Source organism: Saccharicrinis fermentans DSM 9555 = JCM 21142 (assembly GCF_000517085.1).
Lineage (GTDB): Bacteria > Bacteroidota > Bacteroidia > Bacteroidales > Marinilabiliaceae > Saccharicrinis > Saccharicrinis fermentans.
The window spans coordinates 1024482-1045952 of record NZ_KI912107.1 but is presented as its reverse complement, the minus strand read 5'-3'; the positions used below and the strand labels follow the sequence as shown (position 1 = coordinate 1045952).

Genomic DNA, 21471 nt, shown 5'->3' with positions numbered 1-21471 from the left:
CTATATCCAGGCTCGCCACATCTTTGATTCTGTTTAGAATGTTAAATTAAAGCCCATAGAATATCCTTTCATCACGGGTCTTCCTCCTGTTGCTAAACCAGATCCTGTTTCCGGATCCCATCCCTTCCATGATGTCCAGGTAGCTAAATTTTTACCACTTACATATATACTCAAATCCATCACATTCAACTTACGTAGAAATTTACTGGGGACATTATAAGATAGTATAACATCTTGCAGTCTAACAAAACTACGATCATAATAAACACTGGGAGAAATAGTTGGAGTTGAAAGAGATCTTGGATATTCTCCAACCGGGTTACCTGGTGACCAATAATCAATATCACTTACATAGTTCCATATTAAAGTATTTGTACCCCTTGATATAGAGCGTGTATTATTGCCCCTATATCCATCTTTACCTCCCTGAATAGTATTTAAGAAAATACTCAATGAAAATCTCTTGTATTCAAATTTATTCATTAAGCTGGCACGATACGCCGGCTCCGATCGCCCCAATATTACTTTATCATCTGTTGTAATTTCGTAATCACCTCCATCCTGATCAACAATTCGATAGGTTCCTGGATAATAACCTGGGGGTATTTCATCATCAAGCTGATAAATTCCATCTACTTCATAATTATAAATGCTACCTAAAGATTCTCCAATAAACAGGTTACTAGCAACCAAGTCATCTTCTTTTCCATCACCATCATTATCTGCACCAATCAGCTTACTCACTCTATTTTTGTTGGTTGAAAATGTAAAAGTTGTAGTCCACTTAAAATCTTTCTTACGAAAGTTTCTCGTGTTTATCATACATTCAAAGCCAGTATTCTTCAGTTGTCCTACATTTGTACTAATCTTATCAAAACCAGACATTTTTGGCAATGCAACATTAAATAGTAGGTCATTTGTTTTATTGTTATAATATTCAACATTACCGCTAACACTATTATTATACAAGGTAAAATCTAAACCAAGATTAATTCCTTTGGTTCTTTCCCATCGTAAATTGGAATTGCCCAACGATGAGACTTCCTGACCAATTAATGTTGAAGCCCCATCACCCAAGACATAAGCATCGAAAGTTGATATTTTGGCCAACGAATTATATCTATTTGTAAGATTTCCACTGACACCATAACCCATGCGCAATTTTAAATATTCAACCCATTGGGGGGTATTGAAATCTTCAGTTAAAACCCAACCTAAGGCAACAGAAGGAAAGATAGCATACTTTTCATCCTCCGCAAAACCAGAAAAACCATCTCGACGGACAGTTGATGTCAATAAGTATTTATTTTTGAACTTATAGTTGACACGTGCCATTTGGTAATTAAAGGCCTCATCCCAAGCATCTGAATATACAAATTGATTCGTACCTAATTCAAGACTATTATAACCCAAATTTAACCTACTAAACTCTTCTGATTTCGCATTTGTATACGATGATTCTCTTTTAACAGCGCCATACAGCAACGTTGCCGTAATATTATGGGTATTAAAATTTCGGTTAAAGGTTAAAATATTATCGAAGGTATAGTCATAATATTCATTTATATTTTTATAGGCCTCACCAGTCAAACTAGCACCGTACTCACTTGCCAAATTATGCTTGTCTATTCTGTAATTATTACCATAATTAAAGCGATACGAAAGTCCTTTCACATAAGGAATATCAATCTCACCATATATATTTGCAAAAAAGTAATTATGGCGTTCATAATCATCCACCTCACTACCCATAAAAGGATTTGTATCTTGGGTATTAAATGGGTACGGAATCAATTTACCTTCTTCATCATAGGGAACTAGGAGAGGCGATTGAGTCATCAAGCGCCAAAGATTAGGTTCTGCCCCATCATTATTAACAAACGAACCAAAACTCTGAATGCCTAGCTTAAGCCATGACGTAGCTTGTGTTTCCAGGTTAACTCTAATACTTTTTCTTTTAAAATCATCATTAATTACATAACCACTTTGATCGGTTAAGCCACCTGAAATAAGATAACTAACATATTCTCCGCCCCCAGTAACACTTAGCTGGTATTCTTTTATAAAACCAGGGTTTGTACCCTTATCCCACCAGTCATAATCATTTTCCAAAAGGTTATCATTTTCATCCAGAAAAACAGCTTGAAAATCATCAGTGACATCATATTGAGGGTCTAAAGAGCCATCTTCAAGGTATGCCTTATCCCAATATAGATCTCTAACATGTTCAATATATTCTTCTCGGTTCATAGGGCGTAGACCAACCGTTGGACGCTGAGTGGTATAAGAAGTTGATAAGTTAATTTTAGGTTTTCCTTTCACACCCCCCTTCTTAGTGGTTATAAGTACAACTCCATTACCGGCTTGCGCCCCATAAATAGCTGTTGAGCTAGCATCTTTTAACACATCAACAGATTCTATATCATCAGGATTAATAGAAGACAAAGAACTATTATAAGGTACTCCATCTAAAATAATCAGCACATTTGAATTACCCGATATTGTACTTGCTCCCCTTATGGATATGCTTGGAGTAGCTCCTGCACTTGTAACTTGCCCAATATTTAATCCGGGTACAGAACCTTGCAATGACTGCCCCAAATTTGTATTAGGAGATTTTTTAAAATCTTCCATATTGGCACTCACAACAGCCCCAGTAAGATCTGATTTTTTCATAAAACCATATCCAACGGCAACAACCTCGTCCAGACTAACTAACGAAGACAGCATCCTTACATGAATAACACTATCGTCAACGATTATCTCTTGAGATTCCATACCTATAAAAGAAAATAACAGACTACTACCTTTTTCTGCATTCAGATTAAAGTTACCATTGATATCCGTAATGGTACCAACATTAGTCCCCTTTATTAAAATAGTAACGCCTGGCACAGCTTCCCCTTGCTCATCAACCACTTTACCAGATACAGACATTTTTTGCTGTTGGACTCTTGCTGTTGACGCAGTGTCAAAATTCTCAGTATCAACAATAATTATACAATCGTCCAGCAATTTAAACTCAACATTTTTATCCGAGAGAAGCGATCTCAACAAATTTGCCACCCTTTCATTTTCTACATTTACACTTACAACAGCCTGGTCATTAATGGTATTTTTATTATAGAATAGGCTATACTCTGTTTGAGATTCGATATGATCAAAAACATCCGACAATGTAACATTTGATAAATTCATCGATACTCTCTTTACTTGAGAAAGAGATGATTCGCCATGCATAACGAAGGTTGTTATGAAGAACAATAGAGCAGCAATTTTCATAACCCGAATAGGTTTTTTGTACCATGAAACAATACTATGGTTCCGTGGTAAACATTCATTTTTTTTCATAAATTTGTAACGTTTACTGTGATTAAATGCGCCTGCCATTATAAAGCAAGCTGTTTATTTACATTCGGGAGTCAGTTGCAGCTGACTCCTTTTTTTATTACTTCTGTATTAATAAAATGTGCTTATCATCTATTTCATATTCGATATTTGTTGATAATTGTAATATATCAAGGGTTTTAATAAGTGGATTTTCTATGTCAATGGTCCCCCTATATCTATAATTTTTTATAGAATCAGAGGCAAAATTTATCGTCACATCGTATATTCTTTCAAGTTGATGTGCAATATTAAGTAATGATTCATCTTTAAATTTGATTTCACCAAGATGCCAAGCGGTAAACAATTCAGTATCAACCTCTATCATCTCCATTTTATCATTAGACACAATAACCTGAGTTCCCGGAGTCTGAATCTTCTCATCTGAACCACACACTGTTTTAACACTACCCTCTTCGAGTGTCACAACAACTTTATTGTTCCTGTCATATGATTCAACATTAAAGCTAGTACCTAAGGCAGTTACATCTACCTGATTTGCGCTTACCACAAAAGGATGATCTTTATCTTTTTGAACGCTAAAAAAACCTTCCCCTTCAAGACTAACAGCCCGTGTATGCAAGCCATAATCAGACGGATAGATTAAAGTACTACCTGCATTAAGCCAAACCCTAGAGCTATCCGGCAAAACCACAGAAGTAACATCCCCCCTGCCTGCAAAAACACTGGTAAGTAATATTTCTTTGTTGTGCCCCCTACCAAAATACAACACAGCACCCGCAAGAATCAACAACAAGATAACAGCAGCATATTTATATAATCTTTTCATTTTATTTGTATGCTCCAATAGGTCATTCAATATAAAAAATTTAAAACTCAGTAATCCTTCATTCAAATCACGACCTAACTCTTCTTTTTTTACATTCGCCATCCACGTTTCTTTTATTTTACAAAATTCTGCATAATGAATATCATCCCTCAACCATCCCAGCAATTCTTTACGCTCAGCATCGGAGGCTGTATTTTCTAAATATTTTATTATTAAATCGGTCATTAAAATTGGCTTTTATAATGAGTACAACTAAATAGATAAAACCCTACCCCGGATGATAACTTTTTTTTACATTATTTTATTTTTTTTGCTATAAATTAAAATTAGCATTACTTTGCAATTGATTATTAAACCATCTATTTCTTATAATTTATATGCACAGTATTCAATTCAGAAATAAATTAAAGAATGGTGATTCTAAGACTTTTGCATCTTTTTATATAAAAACTTATCCTAGACTCATTGGTTACTGTAGTCTTTTCATCAAGAACTCAAAACAAGTTGAGGATATTGTTCAAGATTGCTACGAAGACATATGGAGACAAAGAAAAAAAATTGACACATCTAAATCGGTTGAAAGCTTACTATTTGTCATGCTTCGCAATAAATGCTTGAATTTTATAAAAAGTGAAAAAACACATCACGATATATATTTATCAGATGAATTTACTATTCATGAACTTCAATATCTCTATCAGTTAGATTTTACGACAAACGAAGGCTCCAGCATTGAAGAGGAATTAGTTGAATCTCTACAAGAAGCCATATCCATTCTTCCTGAAAAAAGAAAGAATATTTTTATTCAATGTAAAATTAATGGTCGCAAACAAAAAGATGTAGCTGAGGAGCTAGGCATAACAGTAAAAGCCGTGGAGAAACATATCAGGCAAGCTAAATTACAACTTCAAAAACAATTAAAACTACAAAGCACACAAATTGCCATTGTACTTTACATGTTATTAAACTAAGCAAAAGCATCAATTATAGTTATAATTGCCCCTAATAACAACGGTTCTTATAAATTCATTGGGCGGCAAATCAGCAAGCAAGCCCCCTTAACTCTCTTACAAAACGTAGATTTACACATGCCCAACCAAGAACAAATACGATTTCCAGATAGACGCAGATCATCCATATAATTTATAAAAAAAGGCTGTTTCCATTATGGAAAACAACCTTTTATAAAAATTAAATCAGCAATAAAATATTCAACTTAGTAGATTTTAAATTCATGATCTACCGGTTTAATAACAAACTCAAATTCATAATCCTGATACGGTATTCTATATTCTGGTCTTGGTAATGCTCCCCAACTGGTTATACACCCTAATCCCATTTGTTTTTGATCAATACAAATAGTTACAAAATCACTCTTTACAACTTGAGGCATATGCCTTTGATCCTTTTCCTTTCCATCGTCTAAGTCATCAATCGTATAATTTAGCGCAGACATTGAGAAAGTACTATTAGAATTTACACAGATACCAAAGCCTGAAACATCTACCTGTTTCCACCACCTAATATCAGATTTAGTACCAGTTTCCTGTGGTCGAATATAGGAATAAGCTTGCTCATGAACCTGTTGTTGATACAAGCCTACAAATTCAGAATCTTTTCTATCCACATAATTTTCACCAGGACCTCTTCCATAATAGCTAATAAAATCATAACTACCAGGCATTTCCAACTTCATCCCAAAGCGAAACATATCTGAAACACTAGCATTATCATCAGCCAGCAACTGTTGTTTAACCATCAGTTCACCATCATTATTAATGAGGTAGTTCAATACTAACTGAGCCGAAACTTCGGGCATGTCATACATAGCCGTTATTTCAGCCAAACCATCTTTATTCAGTTTGCCATCAAGTGATTTTAAATCCATTTTAGGATTTTTCCACACCGCATATTTATATTGCAGTCTAGCTCCAAAATCATTATCAGTAGGTGCCCTCCAGAAGTTTGGCTTTAAGGTGGCCCCTTCTTTTAACACTTCTTTTCCATCAACAATGTAACGAGATAAAAAACCAGAATGCCGGTTGAAATCCATCTGAAAGCTTTCTCCCAACACCAACAAATAATTAACATCATTTTCCACCAGTTCAGGAGAAGTAAGCTTTTGATTAACATATTTATTATTGGCTATTTGCAAAGCCTCAAACTGATACTCCTTAACAACTAACTGTTGACGAGCTAAGGTTGCGCCTGCATCAAGTCCCTGCTCTTCTGATTTTAGTTTATAAGCTACATTTATAAAAACTTCTTTTGCATTTATTTTATCCGTAAGCCCAAGATCTAAACGGATACTATTTTTTTGTTGGGGCGCCACATTCAATTCATTTACAATACCTGTTTTAAGCACTTTTCCATCACCAACAAGTTCCCATTGCAAATAAAAATCAGACAAATCTCTAAAGAAATATTCATTAAATATTTCTATCATACCATTTTCTACATCGATTATTTTTGTCCATATTGATTGATAATAATAACCTACCTCATAAAAATGTGGATTTGGTTTACGATCAGGACTAATCAATCCGTTATCCAAAAAGTTATTATCAGATGCGTCGTAGGGATTAAAATCACCTCCATAGCCATAAATCAGGTTTCCTGATTTATCTTTCCAATGGATAGATTGATCCACAAAATCCCAGATAAAACCACCTTGATACATAGGATACTTACGAACCAGTTCCCAATATTCTTTAAAACCACCTTCAGAGTTACCCATTGCATGAGCGTACTCACATTGTATTAAAGGTTTTGTTTTATCTGTTGCCTGACCGTACTCTTCACTACGCTTATAATCATAGTACATGGGACAAAAGATATCCGTATAGTCGTTTTGACCTGCTTGTTCATATTGCACTAAGCGAGATGAATCATAATTCTTAATCCATTTATAACACGCTTCAAAGTTTCCACCAAAACCTGCTTCATTACCCATGGACCATATAATGACTGCTGGGTGGTTAAAATTACGGTACACATTACGTTGATTACGCTCCATATGCGCCTTAGCAAACTGTGAGTTTTTTGCCAAGGTAGCATCTCCATAACCCATTCCATGCGATTCTATATTTGCTTCCGCAACGACATAAATCCCATACTCATCGCACAAGTCGTACCACAAATTATTGTTTGGATAATGACAAGTTCTAACTGCATTTACATTAAATTTTTTCATCATCAGGATATCCTGAACCATTCTTTCACGAGAGACTACGTAACCTCCATCTGGATCCAATTCATGTCGATTAACTCCTTTAATCAAGATAGGTTGACCATTCACGCACAGCTGATTATTAATTTTTTCCACCTTACGAAATCCAACTTTTAATGGAATAACCTCCAGTATCTTACTACCTTGCTTAACAACTGCAGTTAATTTATACAAATTAGGCGTCTCTGCAGTCCATTTTAGAGGATTAGCAACCTCCATATCTGTGGTTATCATACCCGAACCGGTCACATTTTTTTCGACCACAGTCTTACCTTGCGCATCCGACAAAATAAGATTTACATTAGCCTTACCTTTCACATCAAGCTTTACCTTTAATAAACCGTTTTTATAATCACGATCTAAATCAGCTATCACTTTAATATCTTCAAGGTGGGTTTTATTACGCGCATATAAATAACAATCTCTTCCGACCCCGCTAAATCTCCAAAAGTCCTGGTCTTCTAAATAAGACCCATCACACCAGCGAAACACTTGAAAAGCAATCAGGTTTTTTCCAGGCTTTAAATACTTGGTCAAATTAAACTCAGCTTCCAACTTACTATCTTCACTATATCCCACATATTTTCCATTCACATACAAAGAGATATTAGATGTAACAGAACCAAAGTGAGCAACAATATCTTTCCCCTTCCAACTAGCAGGAAGTATGATTTCTTGACGGTAGGTACCTACATGATTATTCTCTTCAGGAACAATTGGCGGATTATTTTTATACTGACTTCTCCAAGCATAACCAATGTTTACATATTGAGGATCACCATATCCATTTAGTTCCCAGATTCCCGGAACAGGCATTTTTCCCCAATCCATATCATTATATCCCACTTTATAAAAATCGGTTGGACGTTGCCATGCATTTTCCACCCAATTAAATTTCCATGTTCCATTTAAACTCAAATAATTAGATGATGATTGCTGACTGCTATTATTGGCAGCTTCTAACGATTCATAAGCAAAAAATGAACTGTGCATAGCAGCCCTATTAAATGCATTCACATTTGGATCTTGCCACTTCTGGGCAAAAAGACCAGGACTCAAAATAATTAGAGCCCCCATAAATATCTTCTTTATCATATCAGCTTTATTTAAAAATTTGATTTCTCTTCAAAACAACATTTACAAATATTCTCTTATAAACCACGAACTCAATATATATAAAAGTACCCGATTATAAGGTGAAAAAATCAACTTGTTTCTTTAACAAAACAGCATGCTCCTTTAATTCTTCAGAGCTAGCAGAAAGCTCTTCAGATTGAGTGGCATTAACTTGTGCCAGGTTATTAAGATTTTTCAAGGCTTCAATCATTTGTTCTGACTTATAACGCTGTTCGTTGCTAGCCATTGCAACCCCATCTATTTTCACATCAATTTGACGAAGGTTTGGCAATACTTCATTCACAATCTGTCCACCCTCTTGCGAATACTCAACCCCTTCTTTAGAAAGTAATAAAATACGGTCTGCTGCTTGTTTACTTGTGGATGCCAACTCTTTCACCTGATTGGCAACCACACCAAAAGCTCTCCCTGCCGAACCAGCGACGGCCGCCTCCACAGAAGCATTCAGTGCCAATATATTCGTTTGAATAGCAATACCAGTCACTTTTGTTGACTCACCTTCAATCTCCATCGATTTTTCAATAATTAATTGATTACGGTCAGCCATTTTTTCAATAAACTGCATGGAATGGTTGGATAGTTGTTTTGTTTCATTTGCATTTTTTGCATTGTTATTTATATCACGGGCCATTTCATCAAGCGTTGCGCCAATTTCCTCCACAGATGCAGCCTGTCCATTGGCATTGTTCGACATTTGCTGTGCACTATTATACAATACATTACCTGTATCTTCTAAAATGCTCGACATTTGAAGCAAACTATTTACATTTTTACGTAAAGAATGCAACATGCGTACAAACTCTTCTTTCAACTGACCAAACTCATCTTTGCGCAGACTATTACCCAATAATTTATTCAATGCTAAATCTCCCTTTGCTATTCTTCCTGCAATGGCAATTGTTTCTTTGAGTCCTCCATGAATTGAACGAATAATAAGAAAAGCGATCACAACTGCAAAAACAAGAGAAAGAATAATTGTGCCAACTATCATAAAAATATTTTGACGCAATTCATGACTTAGGTACTCCTTAAATCGTCCGGAGATTATATCCATGCTTGTTACCGCATCAAAAGTTACTCTTTCTATTTTCCAATTGGCCCATCCTGTATGTTCATGAACCGTTTTAAATGTTTGCATTGTTTGTCCAAAATCCTTTACCAACAGCTGCATTCGCGCAGGAAAAACAGAGGATTTCACTAACTTAACAATTTGATTATAGGCATCATCAATGAGTGACATATCCTTTTTAATCCCCTGATGCAAAAGTTGATGATATAACTCCAAATGAATTTGATCAAGTGCCTCATCAAAAAGCATCCTTTGCGAAAACGATAAGGATGCTTTTTTATACAAGATGGTCATTTCGTTCTCCAAATTCAATCCTCTATTAACCAAACTATCATACAGCATCGATGATTCAAAATAATCTTCTGTATATTCAGATAAGCTAGCTATATCTACATAGGCAGAATCAAATCGGGCCATCAAACTGTCAGTCACAAACGGCCTTAAAGCTTCTAAACTTTGTATAGCCAACAACGACTTTTCCCGGATAATATCCGGTCTATAATCATTCCGGTCGAACCGATATGCAATATTATGTTCATTTACTACACGAACATCAGAGATCACATTTTCTATATACCCTTGTATTACAGATCCTTCCTGCGTACTTCTTATGGCTAATAATCCAAAAACACCTACAATTAGCATCAACACAATTAATATGGAATAACTAATGATTAAACGCTTACTTACTTTAATATTATTCAAGCTAAACTTAATGTTTGGCATTTGTAGTCTCATATATGCTATTAATTGAGTAAAAAATTAAAACCGGTGGCAAATAAACATCATCATTGTATGTGGCAATTATTTGCTCCGGCCGTATTGATCTCACATGACTAAATATTCTTTTTAAAGGTCATCTAAGCTGAGCTATTCATAAATTATCATAGCTTATTTCAGATGATGTTATACAAAAATTAAGGGCTTGGCACAACCGGAATAATATTTCCTCCTTCATCAAATTGTAGTCTATCCACACATACTTCCCTATGAAAACCTGCGGCATCACCCATTTTTATTCCGTCCGGACGTTGAAAACGATGGTAAACAATATACCATTCATCCTTACCAGGAACTTGTATTACAGAATTATGGCCTGTACCATATATTCCTTTCAAATCATCTCTTTTTAAAATCAAATTTTGATCAGGGATAGAGATAGGACCCGTTGGAGACTTTGCTATCCCATAGCGAACCCGGTAATTGGGACTACGCGTATCATCTTCAGACCATAGGAAATAATATAGTCCATTACGATAAAATACAGATGTTCCCTCTCTAAATGTATTATCAGGAGTTATTACTTTAGTTGTTTGAGCTTTAATAGATACCATATCTTCATTTAATTCAGCAACGGCCATATACCCATTTCCCCAGTATAAATATGTTTTTTTAGATATAGGATCTTCAAATACATCCGGATCTATTTCTTGTCCTCCGCTGACACCATCCGGATGCTCATACACCAATGGTTTTCCGGTATCCTTAAATGGCCCATCCGGATTCGAAGACACTGCAACTCCTATTTTTTGTGCTGCAGTGTAATAGAAATAGTACCTATATTTTTTGCCTATCTTTTTTTCAATAATACAAGGAGCCCAAGCATTTCTATCAGCCCATTTTACGTGTTTTTTTAAATCCAGAATGATTCCTTCATCTTTCCAGTCCACCATATTTGTAGATGAAAAAGTTTTAAAATAAGTACCCGACCAACCTTCAAAACCGTCCGATGTTGGGTATAAATAATATTTATTTGTTTTGTTGGAAAATATCATATCCGGATCGGCATAGAATCCTGCTAAAACAGGATTACTACCCAACTTAATTTCTGCATCAAAACCCTGCCCCCATTTATCCAATAAGGCATCCATTTCACTTGAAGTTACAGGAATCACTGATCCATGCCGAGGGTGAAAGTCCATTTTAATCTCTTTATCAACCAAAGAAAAGGTCTTTAAGTCCTTACTTTTAGCAAATTGATATTTACCTACTGTATACATATCATACATTAAAATATAGGAATCATCATTTATCAATTTAAAAATTCCTGAACCCTCAACTGGATTTGATGTTTGTTGCAGGTAGTCATCTTCCTCTATCCATTTACCAGATGTAAGAGAAGTACTGGTAGCTTTTTTGATACCATTACCATGGCCTTCTGTTTTATAAAACAGATGGTACTTCCCATCTTTATAAACAATATCACCATCAATACATGACTTTTTATTAGCAGGGAAGAACAGTTGTTGAGGTCGTCCTTCAATATCTGTAAAGTCCTCATTGGCGTAAGCATAGTAAATAACATCCGCCCCTCCTTCGTACATCATCGACCAATAGATCAAATATTTCCCTGCTTCTTTATCATAAATTGTTTGAGGAGCCCATACTCTTTTTAGTCGGTCTTGTGCGGAGTATTTCTTTTGTATATTCACCACCGCAGATGACCAATGAATTAAATCTGAAGATTTTAAAAGAACCATTGCTCTATTCGAACTCCAACCATTGGCCGATACCATATCAGTAGCCACCATATAAAAGGTTTTACCATCTTCACACCGTAGAATATGTGGATCACGAACACCACCTGTAGAACTTATTTCTCTGGAATTAATAACCGGAGCGTCATAATTCAGTGCCGTAAAATGATAACCATCGTTACTCACTGCAAAATGAATTTGCTCCTGATCCATATTATTGCCGCTAAAATATGCGAATAAGTAACCCACATACGAATTGGATTTATCACTTTGTTGTCCATTAACAATTGCCAAGCTTAGCACAAATAGACAAACAGCTATAAATAATAATCGTTTCATATACTCTAATTAATTACAAATTTTTAAGCCACTATTTCAGTGGAGCTATTAATATTTTTCTCTCTCGGGTCAAGACATATGTAATCTTGACTGTAAGGCGTTTTATTTTTTACAACGCTATAAATTGTTCTCAACATTTTATTTGACACATTATTCATAATTAAATAATGAGGTTTGCCCTCTAACTTTTTCTTTTCGTAATACAGCCTATATTCTTTATTGTGCTTGACAGCAGACTTAGCACCCATATAAAGGAGAGCCTTTAGTTTTCGATCTCCAAACGGGCTTATTTTTGCTTTGCCGACCATCTTTCCTGACGCATTGGGGAAAGGGCAAATCCCCACATATGAAGATGCCTTTCGAGCGGTGTCAATCACAAGAAAGTTCCCTGTTTTAATAATCAAATCCGTGGCTATAACAGGCCCTATTCCTTTTACGCTGACAACTAGTTCATAATTGTCGTTCAGTTCATTGTTTGCCGTTATTATAGCTTCTATTTCACTTTCTACTTCTTCTATCTCTTTGTTTAAATTGAATATAGCTTTATCTGCATATTTATGTGCACTTACGCTTTGTATGGGCACATTGGAACGACCGTGCTCTCCTGTTCTTAAAACCTTTCTTGCCTTCACTAATTGAGAACGCAGTGTATACAAACTTTTCAATTCAACTATCTCCTCTGAATCGTACTGCTTGTATTTTAACTTATCAAAGAATCGCTCTCCATATTCTCGTATTCTAGCGGCATCTATATCATCAGACTTTCCCTTTATCATACCTAGGCTATGCTTTATGGTATAACCCGGTATCAAGGCTATATCTATTCCTAACTGGTTGCATAAATAAACCAATAAGTCTCCATAGGAACCTGTATGCTCAACACACAATACGGCATCTTCTGATACGTTCTCTAAGAACTTTGATATGGCACTTAGTCTGTTCTTCACTTGTTTCTTCTTTTCTTTTCCATTCTTGTCAATAAAGTTTACATCAAACTTTTCCATTGATAAATCAATTCCATATACTTGCATAAACATTTTGTTTTATGCTCCGTATTGAGTGGCTAACATCGTGATAGTGGGTTCTGCCCTAAATACTCTCTGGCTTTTACTCAATAATCTGCTGTTCTTAATATGAAACTTAGATTCAATCTATCTGTTTAATAAAGTTAACGCAGCAGATGGAGCTTTTTAACCAATATAAGGGTATTATTTCTTATTCATTTCTAATAATATTTTACGTACCACAAACTAACGATCTGTTAATAATTTAAATTTTTAATCCATACCCCAACCATATTGTATCCACCACAAGCCAGATACATTGGTTGTACTCATTTTAAATGTAGTATGATCGAGTGTTTGAATACTATACCAATCACCTTCGCGCAAACCAGGCCAATAAACACTCTGTACCCCCCTATCTCTAAACAACTTAGTAGAAACCTGTATATAATCCACCTCATTATCAGTATTGGCTGCACCGTTATAATCTTTACCTTGTGTCATTGTGCTACCAAACTCTGTAACCACAGTCCGGCTCGCATAATCACCAATACGATTCAACCAGTCGTTTTGCCATTCCTCTGCCGATCTTTCTGCCCAAAAGGCGTAGTTATGCAGTGATAACAAACAGTTAGAAAAGCGACTATCCGCTCCCAGTGCTGTTACATTTTCAGAATACCCTTTTCCTCCCAACAGAATACGTTCGTGGGGTATATCAGAAAATTCATTTAACCACGACTCATACAAGTCTGTTAATTCCGATAGAGAGTATCCGTATGGTTCATTCATAACTTCAAAATACACCCCTGCATTTTCACCATAGTCCTTAATAACAGTAGACCACATGACCCAAAATTCAGAGATATTATCCACCTTGCCATCTCTACTGCTTTCACCTTCCCAATAAGCTAAAATTACGCGCATTCCTTTAGCTATTGCTTTATCTATAGCACCTTTATAACCATTCCACCATGTACTGCTTACCGTTGCGTAATTAATGGGTAATCGAACCGTATTGGCCCCCATATTATCCAGGAAACCCTTCATAACATATTGTGCATCCGTCTGCACCATATAATATGAATCCCCACTGGTAAGTCCACTGGGAACCAATAAATCATCCACAAAGTTATCACGTTTATCCGCCCAATTCACACCTCTAATGGCTTGCGTAAAATCGATATTAGCAGCAGGATTTTCATTTTCCGTATTGTCTTTATCATCAGGTGCAATATTATCACCATCCGAGTCACCACTACATCCATATAATAGAAATGACAATGCCAAAAGACTAATTATTAAATTCTTCATCATCCATTTATTCTTTTTAAAGCGATATGAGACCCATCTTAACCCTAAAAATGAATTAGAAAATCTATTACGGAGTTCTAATGCACCATCCGGACTTCATCCATCAATATAGCGTAGTATAAAATCTCACATCTGCATTTCACAATAATTTATTCCATTACGATACTAACAACAGAACGAGCTGGTACATTCACATTCGCACCATTCACATTCGTCTTTTCCAGATTTTTATCCTTTGAAGTAACATAGCTAGTTATGGTTACATTCTTTTTATCCTTTAAAAAATAATTAAATGATAGCGTGTTATTCTCGTTTCCATAATTAACGACAACAAAAGTATATTTGCGATCATCCGCAGATTTATATCCACTTATCATTAACTGATTCATTTGCTCCTTCAATGACAATTTATTGGATAAGTTTGTTAAAATACGAATCATTCCGGGCTGCACAAAACGCGAATAGTTACCTAATACCCAAAGGGTTTTAGAATCCCGAAAATATCCATCTTCACGTAGATTTTCATATTTCGTCTCCCCTTTTTGCTCAGCACCCAAATCAATATAAACCAAACCATCTTTATAATCCATGGGTGAAACCGCCGTCCACCAACTCCATAAGGAAGCATCAGCCAGAGCCAGATCCGCATGAATAACTCTTGCCACATACAATGCGGTTGCCATACCTAGGTCTCTTTTGTTACCTCCACCAATATCTTTGTGTTTTTCAAGAATACAAAATTCGCTTTGCCAATAAGCTAAATCCTTATGATATGTATTTAGATAGTTTTTTAACTTACGCCTCACTTCTATTAAAGTATCCAACTTACTCGTAGTAAAGTAGCTATGTCCCATTACCGCATTTTTAACATTCGGAAGGTTCATTATATAACTATCTGAAGAACTGTCAAATAGTTCTTTCAGTTGATTATCTCGGTTTTCATATCCTCTCTTTTCATATAGAAACTGGAGCTGTGCAGCCTCAGGGACTGCAATTTTAATAGCTGGAAATTGCTGTGCCAACAAAGGACTCAGCTCATTCACCAGTTGAGCAATTTCTTTATTCCTGGCAGGGGTACCTTCCTGGGTTGCGGGTGCTTTCCAATCCCATTGCGGCTCATTAAAAGGGCTAACATAATCAAAATTAACCCCAATACTCTCAAAATACTTACAAACTTCCACTAAAAAATGAGCATAATCATCATATTTATCGGCTTGTAAATTATATCTATCTCCTCCAGGAGACCATCCCTTGCCATTTTTTGTATACTGAACAGGAGGTGTATTGTTAAAAGCAAGCAATGATTCAACACCTCTTTTTTGAGCAGCATGTAAAAACCATTGTTGTCCTAATTGCCTATTCCAGTCGTAAGTGCCATCAGAATTTAAGAAACACTCAGCTCTTCTCCAAACATTAGGGATCCCACTTTGGTCTCCTTGTTCAGCTGTTCCTCCTCCGATATTAAAACGCCATTGAGAAAGACCAATACCTTTCGGGTTTCCATTTTGATCAATCTCTTTACTAAAAAGTAAGTCTGCAATGCCTTCTCTCTTTGCCTCAGGCCAATTTGCTCCTACAAACTGAATGGTCCAGCAATCTGACGCCCCAAAACCTTCCATGGTTTGATAGGTTTGATTTTCATTAACCAATACCTCTTGTGCCGCACCACCGGAATTATTATTGGTAGAACAGGAGCAGACGATAACAAAAATTAGAGCCAGTAATGTTATTGTTTGTTTTATATACATGGTAGAAAGAATTGATCCAATGGATTTACAAAAAAAGAGCACACCCAAACCTAATATGATAAACCTGAAATCTCGCTGAACACCTACCCTTAAACATAAAGAATGTTGTATAATTCTTTCTTACTCAGGTTTCTCATACGAAGAACCTGCCAAAGAAACGCAAAGTTAACAAGCTTACAGACTAAATTTAAGACACTTACTTACACTAAAATTTCCAATGGATATAATGATGAATAAGGTTGGGTCTGCATACAGACCCAACCGTTAATGCAATATGTTAATAATTTGGATTTTGAGATATCACTCCATTACTACGATCAATTTCTGACTGTGGGATAGGCCACAACTCATGCCTACCTTCTATAAAATAGCTTCCCTTGTCCTGGCTCTCTTTAGGATGAATGGTTTCATATTCATCCGTACTTTCCTCTGTATTATACTTTACAAAGTAACCTTCAGGTCCCATCGCTAAGTCAATCATAGGCTTATTCGTTACAGGATCTACTTGACGACGCAAATCGAACAAACGCTGACCTTCACATGCCATTTCCAATCTTCTTTCCTTCCAGATAGCATATAATAAATCATTCCCTGTAAGATCATCTTTATTACCCAAGCCAACACGACTACGTATAGTATTTATATCACTATGTGCCTGGTTCATCTCTCCGTTAAAATAAGCGGCTTCTGCTCTTGTTAAATACATCTCTCCCAAGCGAAGCAAGACAAATGGCAAAGGAATATGTCCATCCTTTTTAGCGAGCGACTGGCGCATAGCAATAGGTACATAGAACTTCCTCCAGGTTCTGCCCGATTTATTGATATCTATATTATACTGATAATTAGGATTTAATTCCTCATCACCATAAACAGGTTCACCGTAACGTATAATGGTACTTTTTCTTCTCACATCATCACCTTCAGAAATAAAGGCATTTTCGAGATGAGAAGAAGGAACACACCAACCCCAACCATCCATAATCTTATCTTCTTCATCACTGGACCAAATTTCGGAACGTGCATTCATCACAACAGAAAACATATTTCCAACCGAATAATCCTGATTACCACTTGTTTGCACTTCAAATATAGACTCTTGACCATTGTGATTATACACACTCCATATATCCACAAAATTTGGTTCCAAAGCATAACCTCCAAAACGGATCACAGTATCGGCATGGGCATAAGCTTTATCATACTCTTTCATATACAAAAAAGTACGCGCCAATAAAGCATGACAAGCATATTTTGTCACTCGTCCAACATCTGATCCGGCAAACCTAGATGGAAGAACATTTGCTGCCTCCTGAAGATCTAGTACAACTTGCGCATACACATCAGCCTTTGGAGAACGTGTTTTATTTAAACTCGAAGTACCCAACGGCTCTGTCATCAAAACCACATCCCCAAAATTTTGTATGAGCTCCCAGTAGGTAAAGGCCCTTAAAAACTTTACTTCAGCGATATATCTTTCTTTATCCTCATCTTCAATAGGTGAAGAGGGTATACTTTTCAGCGCTATATTACAATTGTTTATATGGTAATATTCATGCACATAATGGTCGGCTAATTTTGCAGGTGCATTAGAAGCTTCAATGGTATAGTGAGCAAAAGGATATGCATCACCAGGATCTTGACTTAGGTTTCCCATCCATGCATCATCACTAGCCATATTATTGGCTAAGAACAAATATTGTTTCCACCAGTCGCTATAAAAAGTTAAGCTTTGGTATAAGCCATTTACATAGGCCTCACATTCGTCATTTGTTTGAAAATAGTTGTCAACAGTTTGTTTTCCTCTGCTGTCTATATCTATAAAATCTTCGCAAGATGTAAACACTCCCAAAAGAACTGCTATAAGATATATATATTTATTTCTCTTCATTATTTCTCAGTTTAATCAATAATTGAATGTTCGATTAAAAGTTAATATTTAATCCTACCAAATAAGTTGGCAACACAGGGTAGGTCCATCCACCAAATCCGGTATTCAGTGCGTTACCACCCACCTCAGGCTCTACACCTTGATAATTTGTTACTGTTAACAGATTTTGTCCTGACACATACACTCTACACCTGCTTAAACCTGCTTTTTCCGATAAACTTTGAGGTATGGTGTAACCCAGCTGAAGATTTTTTAAACGTAAAAAAGAACCATCTTCCACATAAAAATCACTAAATCGGGTATAATTTTGATTATTATCCACATGCGACACGCGCGGTATACTATTACTGGTACCCTCGCCATGCCATGCAGTATTAAGTAAACCTGACTTCACATTACTTTCTGAAGCTGTAGTACTATACAAGTCATCTTTTAGTTCATTCACCAGATCATTACCAATACTGGCATATACATTGGCCAAAAAGTCAAAACCCTTGTATGACAAACTAACATTTAGTCCTGTTGTAAAGTCGGGCCATGGACTACCAATTTTAGTACGATCCTCACCGGTCAATTCTCCATCTCCATTTACATCTATAAAACGTATATCACCAGGTTGGGCATAAGGCTGTAACAAAACACCCTGATCGCTACTATGCGAATTCACCTCATACTGATTCTGAAACAAGCCATCGGTTTTATAGCCAAAATAATAACCTGGCTCATCTCCCACAACAGTTTTCGTTTTTTCATCTGTGCCATAAACTACAGGAGCTGTGTTTGACAATTTGGTCATCTCTACCTGTCCGGTCATCGCTGTTAAGGTCACATCAAAATTCAATTCACCAATATGATCCCGATACGACAGAGCCAATTCCCATCCTGAAGACTTCATTGATCCAATATTAGACATAATGGAAGAATAATTAGGATAACCACTATAGTATGGATATGGCATTTCGAATAACATATCAATGGTCTTCTTTTGAAAATACTCTACCGAGGCCGTTGCTTTACTATTAAACAAGGTAACATCAGTACCAATATTAATATCTTCTACAGTTTCCCACTTTAAATCTTCATTAGCCAACAAACTGGGAGCAGTAGTATTCACTACAGACGCATCATCACCCATCACATAATAGCCAGTGCTCAGCGTTGATAGAAATAGACCGCTTTCCAGGCCTTGGTTACCCAAACGTCCCCATCCCATACGTATTTTCATATCATCCAAAAAATTGAAACCACGCATAAAAGTTTCATCGGAAATACGCCATGCCGCAGAAAGAGAAGGGAAGGCTCCCCATTTATTATCTCCCAAAAATTTTGAGGCACCATCAATTCGGTAAGTTCCTGTTAAATAATATCTATTTAAAAAATTATAAGAAACACGCCCTAAGAATGATTCTATAGAGTTTCCCCATTCATTACCATAAATTTTATCATTACTTGTCGCAGCATCTAGCTCTCTCAACAACTCTGAATTGTTGGGTATATTTTCCTTACTACCTTCAATATTGCTATAGTTCCACTTTTCAAGGGTAGCCCCCACCATGGTAGTTAAGCTGTGGGCATCTTTCTTCAATGTATAGGTGGCTGTATTTGTCCAGTTCCAATATTTATCAAACTGATAATCTCTGGAAACAGAATTCACTGCATTCCATTCATGTGCACCATCAATCACAAAATCAGGTATAAAATCATCTGCATGATTAAATTTAAAATCACCATTAATTTGCGACTTAATTTCTAAATTTTCAATAGGTTCATATGTCACATATAAATTAGAGGCCGCTGCATAATAACCCCCATTTCCAAAATTTCGGGCATCTCGGGCAATCGGATTCCAGGTATACGTATAGTAAGAACGTTGAAAAATACTATACTCATTCAAACCAGCCTGCTCTGCTTCAGGTCGATAAATAGGTGTAATCGGATCAATAAGTAAATAATCCTGATACCAGCTTGGCGTGTTATCCCATTTTTCTCGACGAGGATTCATCATTATACCAGCCTTTACTTTATCTGAAAAAGTCCAGTCTAATGAAATTCTTCCGGTAAATCTTTCCCATTCTCCCGAATTATAAAATGATTCCTGATCAAAATAACTTAAAGAAACGGCATATCTAAATTTTTCACTACCCCCATTCGCTTGAAATGAGAAGTTTGTTTGCGGCGAAAGCTTATTAACACCTTCCCCCCACCAATCGGTTCCTTTACCCAAAGAGCTCGGATCATCAAAACGTGCATCCAGGTTCACATTTAATAAAGACTGATTCATAATTTGGGCATACTCAGTAGCATCGGCCATTTCATACGGCTTTTCAAACACTTGTACGCCATAGCTCAAATCAGCAGAAAAATTCGTTTTACCATCCTTACCTTTTTTGGTGGTAATTAAAATAACACCATTGGAACCCCTACTACCATAAATAGCAGATGCCGATGCATCTTTTAACACATCCATTCTTTCAATCTCATTCGCATTCAAAAAATTGATATTAGTACCCATGGGTACTCCATCCACCACATACAAAGGTTCCGCACCTAAAGTTACAGATGTAAAACCTCTAATCAGCACTTTAGGAGCACTACCCGGAGCACCACTACCTGAGACCACTTGTATTCCAGCAGCTTTTCCTTGCAAAGCCGACACCGGATTACCCACGCTCATTGTTTTGAGGGCATCACCATCTACAGACGAAATAGCACTGGTTAGATCCTTCTTCTGGGCTTTACCATAACCAATAGCCACCACCTCATTCAATGAAATAAATTCTTCTTCTAAAACAAAATCATAAACCGAACCAGATGCACTCACAACTACCGTTTGTGATTTATACCCAATAAAGCTGACATGCAATGTTTCACCAGCTATGGCGTTTAAAACATACTCTCCCTCTATGTTAGTAATAGTACCATTGGTCGTTCCTTGTATAACAACAGAAACCCCAGGGACTCCATAGCCTGTTTCGTCCGTAATTTTACCCTTAATGGTTTTCTCTTGAGCGAAGCCAAAAACAGGGATCAATAGAAGTAAGGTCAACAAACCTATCTTATTATATATTAATCGTTTCATTCTTATAAATTGA

General features: G+C 36.3%; 11 protein-coding genes. 1 reads left to right on the top strand and 10 read right to left on the bottom strand.

All coding sequences use genetic code 11. From position 1 onward, the window contains the following. Window positions 1–33: 33 nt before the first annotated feature. Together CYTFE_RS0104285 and CYTFE_RS28345 are read right to left on the bottom strand one after the other, a co-directional pair. On the bottom strand, window positions 34–3198 hold the full coding sequence (locus CYTFE_RS0104285; RefSeq protein WP_081736096.1) for a SusC/RagA family TonB-linked outer membrane protein: 3165 nt from the start codon (window positions 3196–3198) through the stop codon (window positions 34–36). A gap of 250 nt (window positions 3199–3448) precedes the next feature. Further along, a complete protein-coding gene (locus tag CYTFE_RS28345) occupies window positions 3449–4402 on the bottom strand; it encodes a FecR family protein (protein ID WP_052342984.1) in 954 nt (317 codons plus the stop codon). Window positions 4403–4554: 152 nt separating this feature from the next. Between CYTFE_RS28345 and CYTFE_RS0104275 the strand changes: the two genes are divergently transcribed. Then, window positions 4555–5148, top strand: coding sequence for an RNA polymerase sigma-70 factor (locus CYTFE_RS0104275; protein WP_027470808.1), 594 nt, complete (start codon window positions 4555–4557; stop codon window positions 5146–5148). A 245-nt stretch (window positions 5149–5393) separates the two neighbouring features. On the opposite strand, the gene CYTFE_RS0104270 is transcribed toward CYTFE_RS0104275, so the two are convergent. From CYTFE_RS0104270 to CYTFE_RS0104230, 8 genes are all read right to left on the bottom strand, one after another. Further along, the gene (locus tag CYTFE_RS0104270) at window positions 5394–8501 is read right to left on the bottom strand and encodes a glycoside hydrolase family 2 TIM barrel-domain containing protein (protein WP_027470807.1); all 3108 of its coding nucleotides are present in this window, start codon (window positions 8499–8501) and stop codon (window positions 5394–5396) included. 94 nt (window positions 8502–8595) lie between these two features. After that, a complete protein-coding gene (locus tag CYTFE_RS0104265) occupies window positions 8596–10350 on the bottom strand; it encodes a HAMP domain-containing methyl-accepting chemotaxis protein (RefSeq protein WP_044262559.1) in 1755 nt (584 codons plus the stop codon). A 179-nt stretch (window positions 10351–10529) separates the two neighbouring features. Beyond that, window positions 10530–12428, bottom strand: a complete 1899-nt coding sequence (locus tag CYTFE_RS0104260; protein WP_027470805.1) for a family 43 glycosylhydrolase — start codon at window positions 12426–12428, stop codon at window positions 10530–10532. 23 nt (window positions 12429–12451) lie between these two features. After that, window positions 12452–13459: an IS110 family RNA-guided transposase gene (locus CYTFE_RS0104255; RefSeq protein WP_044262557.1), complete on the bottom strand. Its 1008-nt coding sequence runs from the start codon at window positions 13457–13459 to the stop codon at window positions 12452–12454. A 246-nt stretch (window positions 13460–13705) separates the two neighbouring features. Next, on the bottom strand, window positions 13706–14746 hold the full coding sequence (locus tag CYTFE_RS0104250; protein ID WP_052342983.1) for a cellulase family glycosylhydrolase: 1041 nt from the start codon (window positions 14744–14746) through the stop codon (window positions 13706–13708). Between the two features lie 146 nt (window positions 14747–14892). Then, window positions 14893–16491, bottom strand: a complete 1599-nt coding sequence (locus CYTFE_RS0104245) for a glycoside hydrolase (RefSeq protein WP_027470802.1) — start codon at window positions 16489–16491, stop codon at window positions 14893–14895. A gap of 277 nt (window positions 16492–16768) precedes the next feature. After that, on the bottom strand, window positions 16769–18379 hold the full coding sequence (locus CYTFE_RS0104235) for a RagB/SusD family nutrient uptake outer membrane protein (RefSeq protein ID WP_027470801.1): 1611 nt from the start codon (window positions 18377–18379) through the stop codon (window positions 16769–16771). Between the two features lie 34 nt (window positions 18380–18413). Beyond that, window positions 18414–21458 (bottom strand): SusC/RagA family TonB-linked outer membrane protein, encoded by a 3045-nt coding sequence (locus CYTFE_RS0104230; protein WP_027470800.1) that lies wholly within the window; start codon window positions 21456–21458, stop codon window positions 18414–18416. Window positions 21459–21471 lie beyond the last annotated feature (13 nt).

Bases quoted from the DNA above. Each gene is read 5' to 3' on its own strand.
- CYTFE_RS0104285 (WP_081736096.1), bottom strand. From the start codon at position 3,198: ATGAATTTATCAAATGTTACATTGTCGGATGTTTTTGATCATATCGAA.
- CYTFE_RS28345 (WP_052342984.1), bottom strand. From the start codon at position 4,402: ATGACCGATTTAATAATAAAATATTTAGAAAATACAGCCTCCGATGCT.
- CYTFE_RS0104275 (WP_027470808.1), top strand. From the start codon at position 4,555: ATGCACAGTATTCAATTCAGAAATAAATTAAAGAATGGTGATTCTAAG.
- CYTFE_RS0104270 (WP_027470807.1), bottom strand. From the start codon at position 8,501: ATGATAAAGAAGATATTTATGGGGGCTCTAATTATTTTGAGTCCTGGT.
- CYTFE_RS0104265 (WP_044262559.1), bottom strand. From the start codon at position 10,350: ATGAGACTACAAATGCCAAACATTAAGTTTAGCTTGAATAATATTAAA.
- CYTFE_RS0104260 (WP_027470805.1), bottom strand. From the start codon at position 12,428: ATGAAACGATTATTATTTATAGCTGTTTGTCTATTTGTGCTAAGCTTG.
- CYTFE_RS0104255 (WP_044262557.1), bottom strand. From the start codon at position 13,459: ATGCAAGTATATGGAATTGATTTATCAATGGAAAAGTTTGATGTAAAC.
- CYTFE_RS0104250 (WP_052342983.1), bottom strand. From the start codon at position 14,746: ATGATGAAGAATTTAATAATTAGTCTTTTGGCATTGTCATTTCTATTA.
- CYTFE_RS0104245 (WP_027470802.1), bottom strand. From the start codon at position 16,491: ATGTATATAAAACAAACAATAACATTACTGGCTCTAATTTTTGTTATC.
- CYTFE_RS0104235 (WP_027470801.1), bottom strand. From the start codon at position 18,379: ATGAAGAGAAATAAATATATATATCTTATAGCAGTTCTTTTGGGAGTG.
- CYTFE_RS0104230 (WP_027470800.1), bottom strand. From the start codon at position 21,458: ATGAAACGATTAATATATAATAAGATAGGTTTGTTGACCTTACTTCTA.